Below are 19,368 nucleotides of genomic sequence, written 5' to 3'. Positions count from 1 at the left end.
ATCAAACCTGAAATTTCTGAATAATCAGGAAAATCGAAGAACATAAAATTCCTTTGCCAGCGGATCGAGGGATTTTATAAGCTCAGGTATCAGATCTTCCCCTATGTCGAGATAGAGTTCTGAAAAATTGAGACTGCGTTCCTGAAGGGATTGATTTGGAAATAATTCATTCTGGATTTCCGTCATCCGAACTACCTGATCTTTCAACTTTCTTTTCTGAGCCTTCAACAGCCTTTTTTCAAGTTTATCGAGTCCTTTTAATTGTTTTACTTCCTGAGCTTTCACAGCTCCCAGAAACGATTTGTCTGTTTTCTCTGCCAGCTCGTATAGTTCTTTAAATTGAGCTTTCAGGTGATTTCTCTGAGGGCTAAAATCAATGTCTATATTGGAAATTTCACGTATTTTCTTGTTGATCAGGCGATTCTGGTCCAGGAAAAGATCAGCTACATCAAGGTTCATTTTTTGAAGCTTTCGTTGCTGTTTCTCTGTGATCACCAGAGCTGAATTACGCAGGAGGAGGATAGGGAAAGGTACTTCCACGGCATCAAAAAAAGATTTCAATTCAAGCCAGTAGGCCAGTTCACCACCACCGCCGATATAACACAAATTAGGCAGTATTACTTCCTGATAAAGAGGTCTTGCAATTACATTGGGAGAGAACCTCTCCGGATATTGCTCAATTTCCTTTGCAATCTCTTCTTTTGTAAACTCAAGGGAAGTGTTATTTACATAAAACATCCCATCTTTTTCAATGATACGTTCTCTGAGCCCTTCTTTTAAATAGAAATAATTGATCTCCCTTGGATTGACCTGAATATTATATCTTTCTGCAACGGATTCCAGTTCATTAATAGTCTTTGACACCTCCTTAAATGCAACGTTTTGGAAGAGATCTTGTTTGATATAAGGAATAAGGGCTTGTTTTAATAAGGTATCATCTCCATCTACAATGACGAGGCCTTCTTTTCCAAAAAGCTCATTTGCAAGGTAACGGGTTGCAGAAGCCAGATCGTCATGCTTCAGATAAGCCTCTTTAAAAAGGCGTTTCAGTCCGGCAGCGAACTTACCGGCTCCCATTTCGAGAGTGAGCATTTGCAGGACCCCGTCTAGCCCTTTTGTAGATAAACTGCCTACTGCGCCCTCCGATTCACGATTCCACTGCAACTTTTTCCCTTTAAAATTGAAGTAATTGATCTCTTCAAAATCGTGGTCCTCTGTTGCCATCCAGTATACGGGCACAAAATGGTTGTCGGGGTACTGTTTCTTAAGTGTTGTGCAGAGTTTTATGGTAGAAATAATCTTATAGAGAAAGTAAAGAGGACCTGTAAAAAGGTTCAGTTGATGACCCGTAACAATGGTAAATGTATTCTTATCCGACAGCAGTTTTAAATGTTCCTTTGTTTTGGGTGATGCCGAAATCTCGCCGTATTGTTTTCTCAGAACCTTTACCAGGACTGTCCGTTGCTTTTCTGTATATGACTGTTTTTTTTCCTCTAGTTGTGACTTAAAGGACTCTATGTTTGGGAATCTGGCGTAGAAGGGTTTTAATGAGTCAGACTCATCCAGGTAGTCATTGATAAGATCTGAAAAATACCCGGTTTTTCGGAATGGGATTCCTTCTAACTGCATATTGGTTTGTTACTGCTTTTCAAAGATAAGGTTCTGGCGATTCTCATATCCCAAAAATACGTTAAGTTGTTTCAAATTCAATGTAGTTCCCAATTGATGGTATAAAACATGATCTTTCCTTTCTGTTTAGTGCCCTAATCCTGGCTTGTAATTCGTAGTATATTTCAAATGATCAATTCGATTTAAATCCTTAGATTTGAGATTCGCATCTCATATAATTCCTATGAAAAAACAGATTCTTTCAATTCTTTTTATACTTCCGTTATTAACTTTTTCTCAGAATATTCAATCCCCTTCAGAATTCCTCGGTTACGAGCTGGGAACTCAGTTCTCCAGGCACCACCAGGTGGTTGAGTATTACAAATACCTGGCGGCTTCAGCGGCCGACCGGGTTCAACTGATTCCATACGGCAAAACTAATGAAAGACGACCTCTGCTATTGGCCTACGTATCGTCACCGGAAAACATGGGGAATCTCGAGACTATCAGGCAAGAGCATCTTCAAAGCACTACAGGAGGAGAAAATGCTTCCAAAGCCATTGTCTGGCTGAGTTACAACGTACACGGGAACGAAAGTGTAAGTACGGAAGCTTCTATGCAGACCATCTATGAGCTGCTGACCAGTAAAAAGGAATATCTGGAAAACACCGTAGTAATCATCGATCCCTGTATAAACCCCGATGGTCGTGATCGTTATGTTAACTTCTACAATTCGTTTAAAAATACGCCCTACCAGGCAAACCCTGATAGTAAAGAGCACCATGAAGGGTGGTTAAGCGGGCGCGCCAATCACTATATGTTCGATCTCAATCGGGATTGGGCGTGGCTAACCCAGGTGGAGAGCCGGCAACGACTTGTAATGTACAACCAGTGGCTCCCACACATACACGTGGATTTCCACGAGCAGGGAGTTGATAATCCCTACTTTTTTGCCCCTTCTGCCGAGCCTTATCACGAAGTAGTTACACCCTTCCAACGGTCCTTCCAGGAGACCCTTGGCAGAAATCATGCAAAGTATTTTGACGCAAATGGCTGGTTCTATTTTACCAAGGAGCGTTTTGATCTCTTCTATCCCAGTTATGGGGACACCTATCCCACCTATAATGGGGCAATAGGGATGACCTATGAACAGGGAGGCAGCGGACGCGCCGGTCTGGGAGTAAAAACCAGTATAGGAGACACCTTAACCCTCAAAGACAGAATAGCCCATCATCACACCACAGGTTTATCAACTATTGAGGTAGCTTCTCAGAATACAACAAGTCTTAACGATGAGTTCAGGAAATTTTATCAGCCTAAGAATTTTAAGTATAAAAGCTATGTACTCGATGGAAATTCGGACCATATCAATGCGCTGGCCAGCTTATTGGAACAACATAAAATCGAATATGGCAGAGGGACCAACGGACAGGTCAAAGGCTTCGAATATAAGTCGGGTAAAAGTGGGAGCATGCAAATGAATTCCAACAGCCTGGTAGTATCAACTAATCAGGCCAAGGGCACCATGGTGAAAGTTTTGTTTGAGCCAGATGCTGCATTGAGTGATTCCCTTACCTATGATATTACCGCCTGGTCTATGCCTTATGCCTACGGACTGGATGCCATCGCTTCGAATAGCATTGTAAAGTCGGTCCCAATACAAAACAAGCATAGCTATCCAAAGCCAGCAGCAGATTCATATGCCTATGTCACCGATTGGAATAGTATGGAAGATGCACGTTTTCTTGCTCAACTTCTCAATGCGGGAATAAAGGTGAGAACTTCGCATTTACCTTTCTCCCTGGAGGGTAATACTTTTAGCAGGGGAAGCCTTATCATTACCAGGGCTGATAACCCTGATAGTGCAAGTATGAATCGATTTTTCGAAATCATAAGCAAATTTCCTCAGAAAGAGGTCACCTCTGTTTCAACTGGTTTTGTAGACAAGGGAAAAGACTTTGGATCCAGTGAGGTTAAGATGATTCATCCGTCAAAGGTAGCTGTTCTATCGGGGGAACCCACCTCCTCCCTGAGTTTCGGAGAAGTGTGGCATTTCTTTGAACAGCAACTGAATTATCCTCTGACCGTCCTTGATGCAGATTATTTCAGAAGGGTGGATCTTTCAGAATACGATGTACTTGTCCTTCCAAATGGACGGGGTTACCGTTCCTTTCTGGATGATGGTGTATTGTCCAAAATCAAAGGATGGATTGAAAGCGGAGGCCGCTTGGTTGCCATGGGTAATGCTATTACCGCATTGGAAGGGAAAGAAGGGTTCGGGATTAAAGCCCGCGAGAATTCAAAAGAAGAGGGCGGTAATGATGAAGAACCCGGATTATACGAGGATATGCAACGAGAACGTATGAAGAATCAGATCACCGGGGCCATATTCAAAACCAGGGTAGACCCAACACATCCTCTGGCCTTCGGATATGGAGATACCTACTTCAGTCTGAAACTTGGCAATTCTCGTTATGAATATCTGAAATACGGGACGGTAGCCTATTTGGAAGAGAATACCCGGCCCATGTCTGGTTTCGCAGGAAGTGAAGCGCAAAAAATGATTGCAAACACCCTTGTATTTGGTGTTGAAAACAACGGGCGCGGGCAGGTAGTCTATATGGTTGACAATCCTTTATTCAGGGGGTTCTGGGAAAATGGTAAACTCTTTTTTGTCAACGCCTTATTTATGTTAGATTAATAAGAAAATGCAATGACACATTACAAAGTAGAAACACTCATTTATTACTCAAAATTATTTGCCGGACGCAATCATATCCTCGAAGAATCTAAAAAAGGAATACAGGATAAATTGAATAAGTATTCAGCAGACGGGTGGAAACTTACCTCAACAGACGCCACCCAGTTCGGAACGGCCATGTATATCTATTTATATTTTGAAAAATAGTCCTTAATAAAGCATAAATGCCATAAAAATTATTCCTACAAAAGCTACAGGAAGTATCATTAACATATAGATAAAGGAAATAATATTGGCTTTCAGGAAAGCCCCAAGCCAGCTGCTTCGATAAAAATTTCGAAGGGCGATGATCAAATACAACAGGTACGACAGGGTTATTATTACTTCCAGCCATATAGGGACTTCAATTATTTTATTGGCCAGGATGACAATACTTAAGGCCGTAAATAAAAAGGTAAAGAAGTAAAAACTAAACACCATATGATGTGCAAAATTCCCACGCCTCCAATAAAAAACCTTTAAAAGAAGGGCAAATATGGGCATCAGCAAAAACATGGCAACGGGAATGGTACTAAAAAAGGTCTCTATAATGCCTCCTCCCCTCCTCACATAGAGTTTCAGCATTTGTTCATAAAACCGACGGTTAAAACCAGTGGCATCCTCCTCCATTCCCATAGCTTTTAGTTTATCAATCTGAGGTGCGTCAATGGCGATAAGGGAATCGAGAACTTCCTTGTCAAAATCTAAGGTCATCCCCTGGTTCATACTCGTTGGGTTCTCAGCGGTTTCCGTCATCACCGAATCGATAATGTTGATATCCTCGTCTGAGATGCCCCATTTGTCCTTATTTTTTGTGATCATGTCCTTTGTCTTGATCAATTGCAGGGAATCTTTGGAACTCAGTTTAATGCTGTCTGGTGCGATTTCTAACTCCGGTTTGTCCATCCCCTTTTTAAAGGCTTCAGTCATTTCATTATCGGCCTTGCGGATGTTAAAAGAAAAGAGAAAGAAGAAAAGGACCGAGATAAATAAGTAGAATTGGGCCGGATGCAGGTATTTCAGTCTTTTTCCATCCACAAATCTCCTGGCCAGGATTCCTGGCTTGAACATCAAGGGGATAAAACTTCGGAAGAATCGCGCATCTACCGAGAAATAATCACTAATGGTCTTGCTGAAAAGAACACCGAAAGTAAGCTTATCAGAAACTTCCTGCCCACAACGGGGGCAAAATTCATAGGAGGGTTCCAGAATATTGTCACAGTTCTTGCAACGGGGTTGGTCGGCCATCGGTTGATTTTTGCATAAAATTAGAAAAAAGATTGGTTCAGGCAGGAACTAAATAATTTCGGTTTTAAATTAAGGGCATGACATAGGATATAGAACCTTTCAGCCTTTGTTTCTCAAGTACTATATTTGAGAGGAGGACAAAACATCTTAAGAATTTGGGAGCTGCTGAAATTTCTACATTTTTAAAAACCTGGGAAGACCAATGCAATGAGAAGGGAGATCCCGATGTTGCCGAAGGTCAAAAAGCTTATATGCGAAGCCAGTTCGATTTTTATGGACTGAAATCTCCGGTACGAAGGGAAATCCAGATAACAATGTTTCAGAAACACCTATTACCTCCGCGAGATGATATACCCACAGTAGTCACCGAGCTCTGGAATAAACCGGAAAGGGAAAATCAATACATGGCTCAGGAATTAGCAAAGAAGTGCCTGAAACCCTTTGAAATTGAGGATTACGCCCTCTTCGAGTATATGATTACCAATAAATCCTGGTGGGATACCGTAGATTTTATAGCTGCAAATCTCGTTGGACCCTATTTTAAATCCTTTACCGAACAAAGAGAAAGGATCACAGGGAAGTGGCTGTCTACCGATAATAAGTGGTTGCAACGAACGGTGCTTCTTTTCCAATTAAAATATAAGGACGACCTCGATACTGATTTCCTGGCTGATACCATTCACAGTCTTACAGGAAGCGAGGATTTTTTTATCAACAAGGCCATTGGCTGGATCCTGCGGGAATACAGCAAAACCAATCCGCAATGGGTCAGACAATTTGCAAAAGCTACTACCTTACACCCGCTGAGTAAGAGGGAAGGGCTGAGACTGATCACCTAAAATAAACCCGTCTTAGTTAGTGCTATTTAATTGCTCGATGGCGCAACCTTTTTTACCAGCCTGCCTACGGTAAGGCCCTGAATCATTATCGAAAAGACAACTACCACGTAGGTGATCAGAAGGAAAAGATCCCTGTTCATGGCTTCGGTAAGACCCAATGCCAATGCGATGGAGATAGCCCCCCTAAGGCCGCCCCAGGTCATGATAATGTCTGTTCTTGGGACAAATTCGAGTTTCTTTTTAAAAAAGCTGATCGGAAGCAGCAGAGATATGTATCGACAGATAAGTACAACAGGAATTGCAATAAGTCCGGCGATAAGATAATCAGGAGTATAAGTGAGAACCAGTATTTCCATCCCCAAGAGAACAAATAACAAGGTATTAAGGAGGATATCAATCAATTCCCAGAACTTATCTACATAGATGATCGTATTTTCAGACATGGCACTTTCTCTCAAGCGATCATTCCCGATAAGTAATCCGGCTACTACCATAGCCAGAGGCGCTGATACATGAAGCTTATGAGCGATCACTGTACCGGTCATTACGGTAGCAAGGGTAATAATTACCTCTATATCATAGTCGTCAATAGTTCTCATTAGTCGGTAGGTCACCCATCCCAGCAACAAGCCCAGGACAACTCCCCCCAAAACCTCAATCCCAAACAACTCAACAACGTTCCAGGCTGAAACAGCTTCTTCAGACGGACTGGCTATTTCGAAAAGCGTAAGAAATACCACTACTCCTACCCCGTCATTGAACAGGGATTCCCCAACTATTTTAGTCTCCAACTTTTTCGGTACCCCCGCCTGTTTTAAAATTCCAAGAACTGCAATTGGATCTGTAGGGGAGATCAAAGCACCAAAGAGCAAACACTGAATGTAGGGAATATTCATGCCCATCATCATCAGGATATAATACACAAAAGTCCCTACCAGGAAGGTGGAGGTAATCACCCCCAGGGTAGAAAAGCTCAGAATGGGCCACCTGTGTTTCCTCAGTTGCTCAAAATCGGTATGCATAGCCCCGGCAAATAGAAGGAAACTCAGCATCACATCCAGCAATACCGTCTTAAAGTCGATCTGCGACAAGATATACCGCTCTGCATTCAGCAAGGTAGGATCTACATAACTCAGGGCAAAAACGGCCAGGGTAAAGATGATGGTGATAAACATCAGGCCTATGGTATTAGGCATTTTCAGGAATCGGACATTGATATAGCCGAAGACGGCTGATAAAAAAACAAGAATAGCTGTAATTGTAAATAGATCCATCTGCATCTGCCAAATGTAATCGTCCTTAGGGATATGACAAAAACACCAAAGGGATTTTTCCTATATAATATCAATAATCATTGGTAGACACACCATATGATGGGAGAGGCACAAAAGGCGAAAAACTATTGACTATTGAATTTGATTATTGCTGATTAATTCCGACCTTCAGATAGTGTAAACATATTTATTTTAAGGTCTTATTTTGATGTGTTTACAGTGAGATTAGTACAACTGAATTGCAAGCTTATAACTGATTTTGGTTTATTCTTATTATGAATTTCATAGACTATTATAAAATACTGGGTGTATCGAAAAATGCTAGTCAGGCCGACATAAAAAAGGCATACAGAAAATTAGCCCGTAAGTACCATCCGGACGTCAATCCCGGGGATAAGGAAGCGGAGAGGAAGTTTAAAGAAATTAACGAGGCACATGAAGTACTGAGCAATACTGAAAACAGGGCAAAGTACGATGAATACGGTAAAGACTGGCAACACGCTGAAGCCTTTGAAAAAGCAAAGCAGGAACAAGGCAGGTATCAGAGGAGTAAGGCTACTCATGAGTCTTTTTCAGAAGATGATTTTTCCGATTTTTTTAGTTCGATGTTTGGGGGCAGGACAGGCAGACGCAGCAGTAGTATGCAATTTCGAGGACAGGATCTCAATGCCGAACTGGAACTTTCGCTGGAAGATGTCTACAGAACCCATAAACGAACCCTTACGGTAAATGACAGGAAAATTCGGCTTACCATCCCTGCCGGGGTGCGTAATGGGCAGGTGATAAAGATCAAAAACCATGGCGCCGAAGGGATCAATGGCGGTCCCAGGGGAGATCTCCACATCAGGTTTTCCATTTGGAACAACACAAAATTCAGACGGGATGGAGACAATCTTTACACTACGGTTAAGCTCGATCTCTATAAGGCCCTCTTGGGAGGTGATATCCTGGTCAATACATTTGACGGGAAGGTAAAATTGAAGGTTAAACCTGAAACTCCCAATGGAACTCAGGTAAAACTGAAAGGAAAGGGGTTTCCTGTTTATAAAAAGGAAGGTAAATACGGTGACTTGTTTATCACTTATGATATTCAGCTCCCTGAAAATTTAAGTTCCAGAGAGAAGGATTTATTTGAAGAACTCGCTAAATTAAGATCATGATGAACTCAAAAGACTTTTTCCCGGTTGGCCAGCTTTGTGAGCTTTACGATCTCGAATATTCCTTTTTTCAGGAGATGAATGAGTTTGGCCTAATAGAATTAGAAGTATATAGTGGGGAGCGATATATTCATCAGGATGCACTCTATTTAGTGGAGAAAATCATTCGTATTCATCGCGATTTACATATCAATCTGGAGGGTATCGATGTAGTGATGAACATGCTGAGACGGCAGGAAATGTTAGAAGAGGAATTACTACAACTTAAAAACAAATTAAGGAGATATGATGATTCGATCTAGTATGCCCGGTGATCATCCCTATGCCTTTTTAGTACATCTGAATTAATTATAAACCGGCCATTGAAAAGCCACAGTACCCTTTTATTTTAAAACTATGGATTTGATTTTTCTATCTGGCTTTCACACTTCTATCACGCTTATTTGTATCGTAGGGCTTGCCGTAGTAGTTTCCGGCTTCCTGTTAAAGAAGATAAAGCAGCCTACCCTCATAGCCTACATCCTTCTGGGGGTATTGATAGGACAATACGGTTTCGATCTGATAGGCGATGAGACTAACATCAGATACGTTGGGGAACTAGGGATCATACTTTTATTTTTCTTTATCGGAATGGAGATCGATCTGTATTCCTTTGTAGGCAACTGGCGTCTGGCTCTTTTCGGTACACTGGGTCAATTCTTTCTGAGTATTGGAGCTGTATGGGGAATTGGCTTGCTTTTTGAATGGGATACCACCCGGATTTTGGTTCTGGGCTTTGTCATTGCCCTGTCTAGTTCTGCGGTCATATTTAAATTATTAGAGGACAAGAATTTATTGGGCAAAAAAATAGGACAGAACGTTTCAAGCATACTCCTGGCCCAGGATATTGCCATTGCCCCTATCCTGATCCTTATTTCGATTTTCGGCGGGGAGGATACCTCTACAGAATCAATTCTTTTGAAGATCACTGGCGGTATTCTGATCATTTCTATCATTATTTACATCTATGTGAGAAAAGAAATCACCTGGTTACCTTTTAGAAAGTCGATCATGAAGGACCATGAATTACAGGTATTTCTGGCCCTGTTCTTTTGTTTTGCCGGGGCAGTAGTTGCAGGGATGTTTGGAATATCAGAAGCCCTGGGAGCATTTGTAGGCGGACTCATAATGCATGCGGGGAAGGCAACACGATGGATACATGATGCAATTCATTCCTTCAGAATCCTTTTTGTGGCCGTTTTCTTTATCAGTATAGGTGCACAGATTAACATCACCTTCCTGCTCGATAATCTTCTTCCGCTGGGATTGGTCCTCGTCGCTGTTTTCGGACTTAATCATGCCATAAATACTCTTATTTTAAAAATGTACAACAACTCGTGGAGGGAAGCTATTTTTGGAGGTGCAATGCTGGCACAGATAGGGGAATTGAGTTTCCTGATATGTATTACAGCATTAAACCTTGAGATACTTACAGATTACGCTTATGATTTTACGATATCTCTGATCTCACTTACGATTGGTATTAGTCCGTTCTGGATTCTTCTAACAGAAAAGATCAGTGCCAGAAAAAAGGAAATCGCAGCCTAAAATGGTATTTTAAGCTCCGGTAGTGGAGGCAAGAAGCATTATATGCACGAATATGAATAATATTTTAAAGAAAGAGGATCATTATCTAGGTCGTAGTGGATGGCTAAGGGCATCAATCCTCGGTGCCAACGATGGAATTTTATCTACTGCAAGTCTTATAATTGGGGTGGCTGCTGCTAACGTAAGCCGAGAGCCCATTGTCCTGGCCGGTGTAGCCGGACTGGTAGCAGGTGCCCTGTCTATGGCCGCCGGGGAATACGTATCGGTAAGTTCACAAACCGATATAGAAACCTCAGACCTTGCCAGAGAGGAAAAAGAACTCAGGGAAATGCCACAGGAGGAATTGAAAGAACTCGCTGATATTTATAAAGCAAGGGGTCTGAGCCCCGAACTGGCCATGCGTGTAGCCCAAGAAATGACAGAACACGATGCCCTTGGCGCTCATGCAAGGGATGAACTGGGAATCAATAGTCTAACCAGAGCCAGACCTTTACAGGCCGCTTTTGCCTCAGGAGCATCTTTTATTTTAGGCGGATTGCTCCCGGTAATTACTTCCATGCTCCTACCCCTAAAATATATGATCTACTGGCAATATATCTTAACGACCATATTCCTTATTATCCTGGGAGCATATGCGGCGAAAGCGGGAGGATCGAGTGTTAAAAAAGCGGTTTTGCGTATCACTTTCTGGGGAACTATTGCCATGGGAGTGACCGCCTATATCGGCCACCTATTTGGTGTATCCCTGGGCTAGGGATTTGTAAAGAGGTATTTTTCTTCAGGCAAATATCAATTTAGTAGCTTGTAAGAATCAAAACAAAAGAAGGTAAAACAAATAATCTCAAAAGCAACTCAATGACTATGGCTCGATTTATTAAAAAAGGGAAGCAGGAAATTGGGCTCTCACCTGATGAGCTTAGGTTCAGAGGCAAAAAGAAAGCTAATGAGGTCCTCCTCCGGATTATCGATTTTGATGAAAATACTCTGGAAGAAGATGCGCTCAACCTAGTCCGCGATGTGCTTAAATACAAAGAAAAAGATACGGTCACCTGGTTGAATGTTGACGGACTGCACAATGCCGCTATTATGAAGGAGATTGCCGAGACATTTGATCTCGAAACACTGGTTCTTGCAGAAGTAATGCATACCCAGGCAAGACCCAGAGTAATAGAATACGACAATTGTATACTGATCAGCATCAAAATGCTGCAACAAAATGAGGAATCACATCAGATTAGTGTAGAAAATCTCAGTATAATTTTAACGGATTCAGTCCTTATCTCATTTCAGGAAAAACGAGGTGACGTTTTTGAACCAGTGAGAGAAAGAATCAGAAAACAAAAGAAGAGGATAAGACATGGGGGAATTGATTACCTGACTTTTGCCCTGCTTGATATTGTGATCGATAATTATCTCTATGTACTAAGTGTCCTGGGGGAGAAGATAGAAACTCTGGAAGATAACCTATTGGTAAATCCCAACGAGGTGGTGATCAATGAGATCAATAATTACAAACGAGAACTGAATTTCCTGCGCAAGAGTATAAAACCTGCAAAAGAAATGATATTTACCCTTGCCAAAATGGAATCTGAATTTATCGATGAAGCTACCTATGTACATTTTAAGGAGTTAGAGGATAATATCAGTCAGGCTAATGAGGTATCAGATAGCTATAGGGAAATCCTATCTGATCAGCTGAATATCTATCACACTACTATCAGCAGTAAACTAAACGATGTGATGAAGTTCCTTACCGTATTTTCGGTCATCTTTATTCCTCTGACTTTTATTGCCGGTATATACGGAACCAATTTTGATGTCCTTCCGGAGCTTCACTATAAGTACAGTTATTTTATTATGTTGGCTGTCATGGTCGTTATTGCCTTAGGAATGTTGCTATATTTTAAGCGAAATAAATGGCTTTAACATGAGAATCCGGACGGCTAGTATTTGGGATTTTCGAAAGAATTAAAATCAGGGTAATGAACAATTCAGCTTTAGAGATAATTGGTAGTCGCTATGTACTGGCCGTAAAAGACCTGCCGGTTTCAGCAAAATATTACGAGGAAAAATTAGGACTTATAAGCGTCTGGCATGGAGAAGGCTGGCATTTTTTAAAGCGGGATTCCATTTTTGTCATGCTCGGGGAATGTCCGGACGATCGGTCGGCCTTTGAGACGAAGAATCATTCCTATTTTGCATACATCGAGGTGGAGGGCATTGATCAACTTCACGATGAATACCTCAAAGCAGGCGTAGACATTATCTATCCGCTCAAAAACAAGCCCTGGGAACAGCGAGAATTTGGAATACAAACCGTTGACGGCCACAGGATCATGTTTGGGCAGAAAATTTGATCCGGACAAAAAAACCGCCGATATACGAGATACCGGCGGCTCCACTAAAAATAACCAACCAAACAACTAACTTTTATCAGTAAGCTACATTACGGGTAAAACCACTGTATCTACTACATGTATAACTCCATTAGACTGATTGACATCACTTATGGATACCGTGGAAATATTTCCTGAAACATCCTTCAATTGCACTTTTTTCCCTTTTAACATTGCGGTTATCATAGCGCCATTAACCGTTGAAAATGTAGCCTTACCATTTCCTTTCTTAATCGCTTCAACAATGTCTGATGCGCTGTATTTGCCAGCGAGAACGTGATAAGTGAGAACTGCCTGAAGAGTGGGTTTGTTTTGAGGCTCCAATAAAGAGCTCACCGTACCCTCGGGTAGTTTCTCAAATGCTTTATTTGTTGGGGCAAACACAGTAAACGGCCCATCACCCTGGAGGGTTTCCACCAATCCTGCCGCTTTAACCGCTGCAACTAAAGTTGTGTGATCCTTTGAATTCACAGCATTGGAAACGATATCCTTGCTGGGATACATAGCGGCACCGCCTACCATTTTTGTATTCCCATCCATTTTGGCCTGTTGTCCTGTCAGGGAGCTGGCAGATAATACTAAAACAGCCAGGGCTGCTAATTGATACATTTTAAAAATTTTCATGATAATTTGTTTAAATTTAGAATTCACCTTACCTACGGAAACAAAATGTCAGGGTTTGGTATTTTTGTCAGTTTTGTGAATTTTTAACATAATTAGTCGGGTCATCCCTCTATACAGGAAGAATGAAAAAATCAGATCCCCCTATTATAATCAAGGTAAACTTTGACAAAGGTGCGGGCATCGTATGGAATGCACTTACTCAGCTTTCTGAAATGAAGAAGTGGTACTTTGAAGTCCTGGAAGCATTTGAAGCCCGTGAGGGGTTTACAACTTCATTTAAGGTTTCTTCTGAAGAACGCGTATTTACGCATCAATGGAAGGTTATTGAGGTAATACCCGGACAAAAAATTACGTATAGCTGGCAATTTGAAGAATATCCCGGAGCATCTACCTCAACTTTTGAGATTTCCGGAGACGATCATAAAACTGAATTAACCCTTACCGTTCTGGTACAGGAAGACTTCCCCTCAGGAATTCCCGAATTCAAAAGGGAAAGCTGTATTGGGGGGTGGGACTATTTCCTAAAGGGTAATTTAAAAGACTATCTTTCTGCCTAATCAGCATTTCACCTAATGCAGAAGAAAAAAGTCCTGCCCATCATTGTATTGTCTCAGTTTTTCTGTACCTCCCTCTGGTTTGCAGGAAACGGCGTTCTGGACGAGCTAATTTCTGATTATAATCTAAAAACACAGGCCCTGGGGCATCTGGTTTCGGCGGTGCAATTCGGCTTTATCCTGGGGACACTCGTTTTTGCTACTTTGACGATTGCAGACCGTTACTCACCATCAAAGGTGTTTTTTACTTCCGCTGTGATAGCTGCCATTTTTAACCTCGGCATGCTCTGGGAAGGAAATACCCTTTTAACCCTGGTGGGATCGAGATTTTTGACAGGCTTTTTTCTTGCGGGAATTTATCCTGTAGGGATGAAAATCGCAGCTGACTATTTTAAAGAAGGCCTTGGAAGGTCGCTGTCCTTTTTAGTAGGTGCCCTGGTTCTGGGCACTGCCCTTCCCCATCTTCTGGCAGACAGTTCTCTTTTTACTCAATGGAAATGGGTGATTATCAGTACAAGCTTGTTCTCCTTTGCTGGTGGGGTTCTCGTTGTTTTGAATTTATCAGACGGACCTTACAGGAAATCGGCACAACAACTAAAATTACAGGCAGCTTTTACCATCTTCAAAAATCAACAATTGAAAAAGGCAGCCTTAGGTTATTTTGGTCATATGTGGGAACTCTATGCCTTCTGGGCTTTTGTACCTCTTATGATTAAGACGTATCAGGAACTACACCAGGTTGTTCTGCCTATCTCACTCTGGTCCTTTATTATAATCGCAATTGGAAGTGTTGGCTGTGTTATAGGAGGCATTTGTTCCGAACATTTTGGGTTGAAAAAAACAGCCTCCTGGTCGCTTTTTATATCTTGTTTATGTTGCCTTCTTTCGCCCCTGTTCTTTTATCAGCCCTATACCTTTGTATTCCTGATTTTTCTTTTAATATGGGGAATGACGGTGATTGCAGATTCTCCTCTTTTTTCTACTCTGGTGGCCAACCACGCTGATGGGCCGCTAAAAGGATCGGCTCTGACCCTGGTTAATTGCATCGGGTTCGCCATTACCATTTTGAGTATTCAATTGCTCAACAGCTTTCAGGGTTTGTATCCTCTTACGTGGATCTACATGATTCTTGGGATAGGTCCGATTGTAGGTTTATGGGCCCTGAATAAAAAATAAAATCCTTTTCCTGCTTGCTGAAAAGTTTTAATTTAGAGGTACTCCAACTGATGTAAGAATACCATAAATAAATTCAGGAAATGAAGAAAATTATCCTTCTACTCATGATTTGTCTGTTCAGCACCATGTGTCGGACAAAGAATTCCGAAAATACCGTCACAGAACCCACAGGCACTGAAAACCTTGCATACAAATGGGGCCAGTTAACCCTGGAGGCAACTGCTCTTGATACGGAACGATTTAATCCCAGGCCAACAATTACTTCGAGATATCTGGGCCTGATATGGACTGCCGTATTCGATGCCTGGAGCAGATTCGACGAAAAAGCCATCCCGGTGTATTTAAGTGAAGTTTCCAGAAGGCCACAGGAAGAACAAACCTTAGAAAATAAGCAAATCGCTATCAGCTATGCCGCGTATGGCGCAATGAGCGAGTATTATTATTCAGATAAGGAGCTTTTTACAGATTTCATGAAAGAGCTGGGGCTGGATCCTTACAATAACTCTCTTGACCCCACTACTCCCGAAGGAATCGGAAACCTGGCAGCAAAAGCAGTAATTGAAGCCAGACACGGCGATGGAGCTAACCAGTACGGAGAGGAAGAAGGGTCTCAAAATAAACCATACCACAATTATATCGGGTATGAACCTGTCAACTCAGCAGATGAGAACGTGGATCCCAACAGGTGGCAACCTAAATACTTCTCAGATGGTAAGGGGGGATATTTTGCCCCGGGTTGCTTAACCCCCTATTGGGACAAGGTAAAACCTATCGGCCTTAAATCTGCTGATCAATTCAGGCCAGGACCGCCTCCCATGATCGGCAGTAAGCAACTTGAAGAAGAAGTGGCAGAAGTAATTGCACTGCAGGCAAATTTATCGGATCATGATAAGGCTTTGGTTGAATTTATGCGAGACGGACCCCAATCGGTACAACAGGCCGGCCATTGGCTAAAATTCGCACAGGACGTCTCACGCAGGGACAAGCATTCATTAGATGAGGATGTAAAAATGTACTTCCTCAATCAGGTGGTAGCCATGGATGCCTTTATTGCCTCCTGGGATTCAAAGATGTTTTATGACTATGCCAGGCCGTACGCCCTTGTGCATAAATACTATGAAAATGAAATCATCAAAGCCTGGGGAGGGGAAGGAAAAGGAATGATGGAAATTGAAGGGAAACAATGGAGGCCTTATTCTCCGGAAACCTTTCTGTGTCCACCCTTTCCCAGTTATGTTTCAGGACATAGTACTATTAGTGGAGCCTGTGCAGAAGCCTTAAGACTATGGACCGGAAGTGATGAATTTGGAGAAAAGGTAACCCTTGTAGCTGGTGCCCTTACAGAGCCAGACAATCTTGGTGACACCGTAGTTCTGGAATTTCCCACCTTTACAAAAACGGCAGATATGGCCGGAATATCACGAGTGATGGGTGGCTATCATATCCAGGCTGATAATGTAGCCGGACTTCAGCTGGGAAGGGATGTTGCCAGGGAGGTATGGAAATTTTATAAAGAACACACAGGCGAACTATAGGCCCTTAAGTTACATTTGCGCTAAAGAGAAAAAAGGTAGCTACCTCCTTTGGTCAAATCACAAATAGCTATTTTGCTACATTAACTGATCGTGTTTCGCGTATTACGGTGACTTTAACCTGCCCGGGATACGTCATATCGGTTTGTATCTTCTGTGATATTTCGAATGACAACTGGGCTGCTTTTTCGTCACTTACTTTCTCGCTTTCTACGATCACCCTCAATTCTCTCCCTGCCTGAATAGCATATGCTTTCTGAACACCTCCGAAGCCAAAGGCGATATCTTCCAGGTCCTTTAGTCGTTGTATATACGAATCGAGCACCTGTCTTCTGGCACCGGGTCTTGCCCCGCTGATGGCATCACAAACCTGAATGATAGGAGAGATTAGCGTTTTCATTTCGATCTCATCGTGGTGGGCTCCAATGGCATTGCAAACATCGGGTTTCTCACCATATTTTTCGGCCCACTGCATCCCAAGAATCGCATGAGGTGTTTCGAGTTCGGTTTCAGTATTCGGTACTTTACCGATATCATGCAGTAGTCCGGCCCTCTTGGCTAATTTTGGATTCAAGCCCAATTCAGAAGCCATTACCCCACATAATTTCGCGACCTCTCTTGAGTGCTGAAGTAGGTTTTGCCCATATGAAGATCGATATTTCATGCGGCCGACCGCCTTGATCAGCTCGGGATGCAACCCGTGAATTCCAAGGTCGATTACAGTTCTTTTCCCTATTTCAACAATCTCCTGTTCAATCTGTTTTTCTGTTTTGCGAACCACTTCTTCAATGCGTGCAGGGTGAATTCGTCCGTCAGTAACCAACTTGTGCAGGGATAAACGCGCAACTTCCCTTCGTACGGAATCAAAACACGAAAGTATGATAGCTTCCGGGGTGTCGTCCACAATTATTTCCACTCCTGTAACTGCCTCCAGGGCACGGATGTTTCTTCCTTCTCTTCCGATGATTCGACCTTTGACATCGTCAGATTCCAGGTTAAATACGGAAACACAATTCTCCACGGCTTCTTCTGTCCCGATGCGCTGAATGGTATTGATCACAATTTTCTTGGCTTCCTGCTGTGCTGTAAGCTTGGCTTCTTCAAGCGTAGACTGCATAAAAGCCATGGCATCTGATTTTGCCGTTTCTTTCAAAGACTCCAGTAACTGATTTGTTGCCTCTTCTGCTGAAAGACCTGAAATAACTTCTAGTTGCTGTACCTGACTCTTGTGTAATTTTTCTACCTCGGTCTGCTTTTTTTCATAGACATCTGCTTTATGATCGAGGTCCTGGATCTTGCTTTCAAGCTGCTCGTTGAGCTTTTTGCTTCTGGCCAGTTCACTGCTTACCTGAGATTCTTTGTCCCTTGTTCGTTTCTCGGATTCCGAGATCTTCTTTTCCTTGTTGATGATGACCTTTTCATGTTCGGCCTTCAATTCCAGGAATTTCTCCTTAGCCTGAAATATCTTGTCTTTTTTAATATTTTCCCCTTCAACTTCTGCATTTTTAAGAAGGGCTGCTGCCTCTTTTTTTGCTGTTGCCAAAGTTTTTGACGCCTTGCCTTTTTCAAGGAATTTGGCTATGATGAAGCCTATGAGTAAACCTACGGCTCCGGCGATGAGTATTGTTGTAGTATCCATGAGTTAGTTTAATTTTAGAAAGGGGTATCCCTTTCTGCTGTTTATCCGGGATCAATAACCTTTAATAAAATGAGGTGCTTCCCGGATTTTATTCCAATTTTTCCTTTCGAAAAAAAGAATAAAAAAAGCCCACATTGATGGAAGTTTTGTACAAACTCCTATAGACAGGTTTAGGGCTAACAGACTGCTCAAGGATCCTTTACGAGAAGGCCTGCTTTTACAATCTAAACTCACCCTTTTCAAACAAATTAATGTTGAGTTTGTCAAAAATAATTACCAATGTGGGCAGTAACTTTGATATATGTTAAAGAACTTACTTTATGCTAAGCTTTTGATTTACCAGTTCATCCAGAGCGGTTAATCGCTCCACAACTTCCCTGGTATCTTCCATTTTATCCAGGCCTCGCTGTTCTATTTTAGAGGCAAACTGCAAGGCACACATGGCCAGAACATCCTGTTTGTCTCTAACAGCGTAATTTTGCTCAAACTTTTTAGCGAGCTGCTCTATATTTTTTGCTGCCTTTCGCAAACCTTCTTCCTGGCTAGGATCTATCGTCAAAGGGTATACCCTGTCTGCTATTGACAACTTAATTTTAAGCTTCTCGGCCATATTTTGAGTCCATTATTCAGCGAGCTGACTGATGCAATGATCGATCTCCCTGATCAATGTATTTATTTTGAGCTTGGCTTCTGTTTTATTTGTTTCACTGCCCAACATTGTGTTCGCCATTTTAAGGGATTCGTATTTCTCCTCCCATTCCTTAACGGAATTCTTTGTGGCTTCGTGGTCCTGCTTAATCTGAACCAGCTCGTCCTCCAGTCTTCCTTTAGCCTGGTTGAGCAATTCTAACTTGTGCAATAATTTACTGATTTTATTTTCAAGTGAATCAACTATATCAACCAAATCGCTCATAGGCCAACATCAATGCTTTCTAACAAAGTTAACACACCTAGGACGACTTCGCAATACTTTTTCCAATTATTCCTGACGATC

The 19,368-nt window shown here is 42.0% G+C and carries 19 protein-coding genes and 1 other RNA gene; 12 read left to right on the top strand and 8 right to left on the bottom strand.

The features are described 5' to 3' along the window. Positions 1-24 precede the first annotated feature (24 nt). Positions 25-1,629: a bacillithiol biosynthesis cysteine-adding enzyme BshC gene (bshC, locus tag AB8P51_RS03685; protein ID WP_369747406.1), complete on the bottom strand. Its 1,605-nt coding sequence runs from the start codon at positions 1,627-1,629 to the stop codon at positions 25-27. 223 nt (positions 1,630-1,852) lie between these two features. On the opposite strand from bshC, the gene AB8P51_RS03680 reads away from it, so the two are divergent. Together AB8P51_RS03680 and AB8P51_RS03675 are read left to right on the top strand one after the other, a co-directional pair. Further along, complete coding sequence (locus tag AB8P51_RS03680) at positions 1,853-4,309, top strand: M14 family metallopeptidase (protein ID WP_369747405.1); 2,457 nt, start codon at positions 1,853-1,855, stop codon at positions 4,307-4,309. 12 nt (positions 4,310-4,321) lie between these two features. Then, positions 4,322-4,516, top strand: coding sequence for a DUF4177 domain-containing protein (locus AB8P51_RS03675; RefSeq protein ID WP_369747404.1), 195 nt, complete (start codon positions 4,322-4,324; stop codon positions 4,514-4,516). A gap of 3 nt (positions 4,517-4,519) precedes the next feature. Here AB8P51_RS03675 and AB8P51_RS03670 read toward each other — a convergent pair whose 3' ends face one another. Next, positions 4,520-5,596: a DUF3667 domain-containing protein gene (locus AB8P51_RS03670; protein WP_369747403.1), complete on the bottom strand. Its 1,077-nt coding sequence runs from the start codon at positions 5,594-5,596 to the stop codon at positions 4,520-4,522. 155 nt (positions 5,597-5,751) lie between these two features. Here AB8P51_RS03670 and AB8P51_RS03665 point away from each other — a divergent pair, with 155 nt between their 5' ends. Further along, positions 5,752-6,435: a DNA alkylation repair protein gene (locus AB8P51_RS03665; RefSeq protein WP_369747402.1), complete on the top strand. Its 684-nt coding sequence runs from the start codon at positions 5,752-5,754 to the stop codon at positions 6,433-6,435. 26 nt (positions 6,436-6,461) lie between these two features. Here the strand turns inward: AB8P51_RS03665 and AB8P51_RS03660 are convergent, their stop codons facing one another. Then, complete coding sequence (locus AB8P51_RS03660; protein WP_369747401.1) at positions 6,462-7,709, bottom strand: cation:proton antiporter; 1,248 nt, start codon at positions 7,707-7,709, stop codon at positions 6,462-6,464. A 275-nt stretch (positions 7,710-7,984) separates the two neighbouring features. Between AB8P51_RS03660 and AB8P51_RS03655 the strand changes: the two genes are divergently transcribed. From AB8P51_RS03655 to AB8P51_RS03630, 6 genes are all read left to right on the top strand, one after another. Next, positions 7,985-8,869 (top strand): DnaJ C-terminal domain-containing protein, encoded by an 885-nt coding sequence (locus tag AB8P51_RS03655; protein ID WP_369747400.1) that lies wholly within the window; start codon positions 7,985-7,987, stop codon positions 8,867-8,869. Then, on the top strand, positions 8,866-9,168 hold the full coding sequence (locus tag AB8P51_RS03650) for a chaperone modulator CbpM (RefSeq protein ID WP_369747399.1): 303 nt from the start codon (positions 8,866-8,868) through the stop codon (positions 9,166-9,168). Before AB8P51_RS03655 ends, AB8P51_RS03650 begins: the two co-directional genes overlap by 4 nt. A 94-nt stretch (positions 9,169-9,262) precedes the next feature. Then, positions 9,263-10,453, top strand: coding sequence for a cation:proton antiporter (locus AB8P51_RS03645; protein WP_369747398.1), 1,191 nt, complete (start codon positions 9,263-9,265; stop codon positions 10,451-10,453). Positions 10,454-10,505: 52 nt separating this feature from the next. Further along, complete coding sequence (locus AB8P51_RS03640; protein WP_369747397.1) at positions 10,506-11,207, top strand: VIT family protein; 702 nt, start codon at positions 10,506-10,508, stop codon at positions 11,205-11,207. A gap of 107 nt (positions 11,208-11,314) precedes the next feature. Further along, positions 11,315-12,379 carry a magnesium/cobalt transporter CorA gene (gene corA, locus AB8P51_RS03635; protein WP_369747396.1) on the top strand — a complete coding sequence of 355 codons (1,065 nt, stop codon included), beginning with the start codon at positions 11,315-11,317 and terminating at the stop codon, positions 12,377-12,379. 56 nt (positions 12,380-12,435) lie between these two features. After that, positions 12,436-12,810 carry a VOC family protein gene (locus tag AB8P51_RS03630; protein ID WP_369747395.1) on the top strand — a complete coding sequence of 125 codons (375 nt, stop codon included), beginning with the start codon at positions 12,436-12,438 and terminating at the stop codon, positions 12,808-12,810. Positions 12,811-12,894: 84 nt separating this feature from the next. Here AB8P51_RS03630 and AB8P51_RS03625 read toward each other — a convergent pair whose 3' ends face one another. Beyond that, positions 12,895-13,473 carry a fasciclin domain-containing protein gene (locus AB8P51_RS03625; RefSeq protein WP_369747394.1) on the bottom strand — a complete coding sequence of 193 codons (579 nt, stop codon included), beginning with the start codon at positions 13,471-13,473 and terminating at the stop codon, positions 12,895-12,897. 122 nt (positions 13,474-13,595) lie between these two features. On the opposite strand from AB8P51_RS03625, the gene AB8P51_RS03620 reads away from it, so the two are divergent. The 3 genes from AB8P51_RS03620 (at position 13,596) to AB8P51_RS03610 (ending at position 16,738) form a co-directional block, all read left to right on the top strand. Continuing rightward, positions 13,596-14,030: an SRPBCC domain-containing protein gene (locus tag AB8P51_RS03620; RefSeq protein WP_369747393.1), complete on the top strand. Its 435-nt coding sequence runs from the start codon at positions 13,596-13,598 to the stop codon at positions 14,028-14,030. Positions 14,031-14,045: 15 nt separating this feature from the next. Beyond that, positions 14,046-15,203 (top strand): nitrate/nitrite transporter, encoded by a 1,158-nt coding sequence (locus AB8P51_RS03615; RefSeq protein ID WP_369747392.1) that lies wholly within the window; start codon positions 14,046-14,048, stop codon positions 15,201-15,203. An 80-nt stretch (positions 15,204-15,283) separates the two neighbouring features. Next, a complete protein-coding gene (locus AB8P51_RS03610) occupies positions 15,284-16,738 on the top strand; it encodes a vanadium-dependent haloperoxidase (protein WP_369747391.1) in 1,455 nt (484 codons plus the stop codon). 67 nt (positions 16,739-16,805) lie between these two features. Here AB8P51_RS03610 and rny read toward each other — a convergent pair whose 3' ends face one another. From rny to AB8P51_RS03590, 4 genes are all read right to left on the bottom strand, one after another. Continuing rightward, complete coding sequence (rny, locus tag AB8P51_RS03605) at positions 16,806-18,374, bottom strand: ribonuclease Y (protein ID WP_369747390.1); 1,569 nt, start codon at positions 18,372-18,374, stop codon at positions 16,806-16,808. A 152-nt stretch (positions 18,375-18,526) separates the two neighbouring features. Continuing rightward, a non-coding RNA gene (gene ssrS, locus AB8P51_RS03600) (6S RNA) lies at positions 18,527-18,634 on the bottom strand. A 53-nt stretch (positions 18,635-18,687) separates the two neighbouring features. Next, on the bottom strand, positions 18,688-18,984 hold the full coding sequence (locus AB8P51_RS03595) for a cell division protein ZapA (protein ID WP_129602972.1): 297 nt from the start codon (positions 18,982-18,984) through the stop codon (positions 18,688-18,690). Positions 18,985-18,996: 12 nt separating this feature from the next. Further along, positions 18,997-19,287 carry a hypothetical protein gene (locus AB8P51_RS03590; RefSeq protein ID WP_369747389.1) on the bottom strand — a complete coding sequence of 97 codons (291 nt, stop codon included), beginning with the start codon at positions 19,285-19,287 and terminating at the stop codon, positions 18,997-18,999. Between the last annotated feature and the right edge of the window lie 81 nt (positions 19,288-19,368).

It is taken from the genome of Muriicola sp. SD30 (assembly GCF_041205185.1).
Lineage (GTDB): Bacteria > Bacteroidota > Bacteroidia > Flavobacteriales > Flavobacteriaceae > Muriicola.
Note: the sequence above shows the minus strand (reverse complement) of the source record. Positions and strands in the feature narration are given on the sequence as shown.

Bases quoted from the DNA above. Each gene is read 5' to 3' on its own strand.
- AB8P51_RS03625 (WP_369747394.1), bottom strand. From the start codon at position 13,473: ATGAAAATTTTTAAAATGTATCAATTAGCAGCCCTGGCTGTTTTAGTA.
- AB8P51_RS03615 (WP_369747392.1), top strand. From the start codon at position 14,046: ATGCAGAAGAAAAAAGTCCTGCCCATCATTGTATTGTCTCAGTTTTTC.
- AB8P51_RS03630 (WP_369747395.1), top strand. From the start codon at position 12,436: ATGAACAATTCAGCTTTAGAGATAATTGGTAGTCGCTATGTACTGGCC.
- bshC (WP_369747406.1), bottom strand. From the start codon at position 1,629: ATGCAGTTAGAAGGAATCCCATTCCGAAAAACCGGGTATTTTTCAGAT.
- AB8P51_RS03660 (WP_369747401.1), bottom strand. From the start codon at position 7,709: ATGGATCTATTTACAATTACAGCTATTCTTGTTTTTTTATCAGCCGTC.
- AB8P51_RS03595 (WP_129602972.1), bottom strand. From the start codon at position 18,984: ATGGCCGAGAAGCTTAAAATTAAGTTGTCAATAGCAGACAGGGTATAC.
- AB8P51_RS03640 (WP_369747397.1), top strand. From the start codon at position 10,506: ATGAATAATATTTTAAAGAAAGAGGATCATTATCTAGGTCGTAGTGGA.
- AB8P51_RS03610 (WP_369747391.1), top strand. From the start codon at position 15,284: ATGAAGAAAATTATCCTTCTACTCATGATTTGTCTGTTCAGCACCATG.
- corA (WP_369747396.1), top strand. From the start codon at position 11,315: ATGGCTCGATTTATTAAAAAAGGGAAGCAGGAAATTGGGCTCTCACCT.
- AB8P51_RS03650 (WP_369747399.1), top strand. From the start codon at position 8,866: ATGATGAACTCAAAAGACTTTTTCCCGGTTGGCCAGCTTTGTGAGCTT.
- rny (WP_369747390.1), bottom strand. From the start codon at position 18,374: ATGGATACTACAACAATACTCATCGCCGGAGCCGTAGGTTTACTCATA.
- AB8P51_RS03675 (WP_369747404.1), top strand. From the start codon at position 4,322: ATGACACATTACAAAGTAGAAACACTCATTTATTACTCAAAATTATTT.
- AB8P51_RS03680 (WP_369747405.1), top strand. From the start codon at position 1,853: ATGAAAAAACAGATTCTTTCAATTCTTTTTATACTTCCGTTATTAACT.
- AB8P51_RS03620 (WP_369747393.1), top strand. From the start codon at position 13,596: ATGAAAAAATCAGATCCCCCTATTATAATCAAGGTAAACTTTGACAAA.
- AB8P51_RS03655 (WP_369747400.1), top strand. From the start codon at position 7,985: ATGAATTTCATAGACTATTATAAAATACTGGGTGTATCGAAAAATGCT.
- AB8P51_RS03645 (WP_369747398.1), top strand. From the start codon at position 9,263: ATGGATTTGATTTTTCTATCTGGCTTTCACACTTCTATCACGCTTATT.
- AB8P51_RS03590 (WP_369747389.1), bottom strand. From the start codon at position 19,287: ATGAGCGATTTGGTTGATATAGTTGATTCACTTGAAAATAAAATCAGT.
- AB8P51_RS03670 (WP_369747403.1), bottom strand. From the start codon at position 5,596: ATGGCCGACCAACCCCGTTGCAAGAACTGTGACAATATTCTGGAACCC.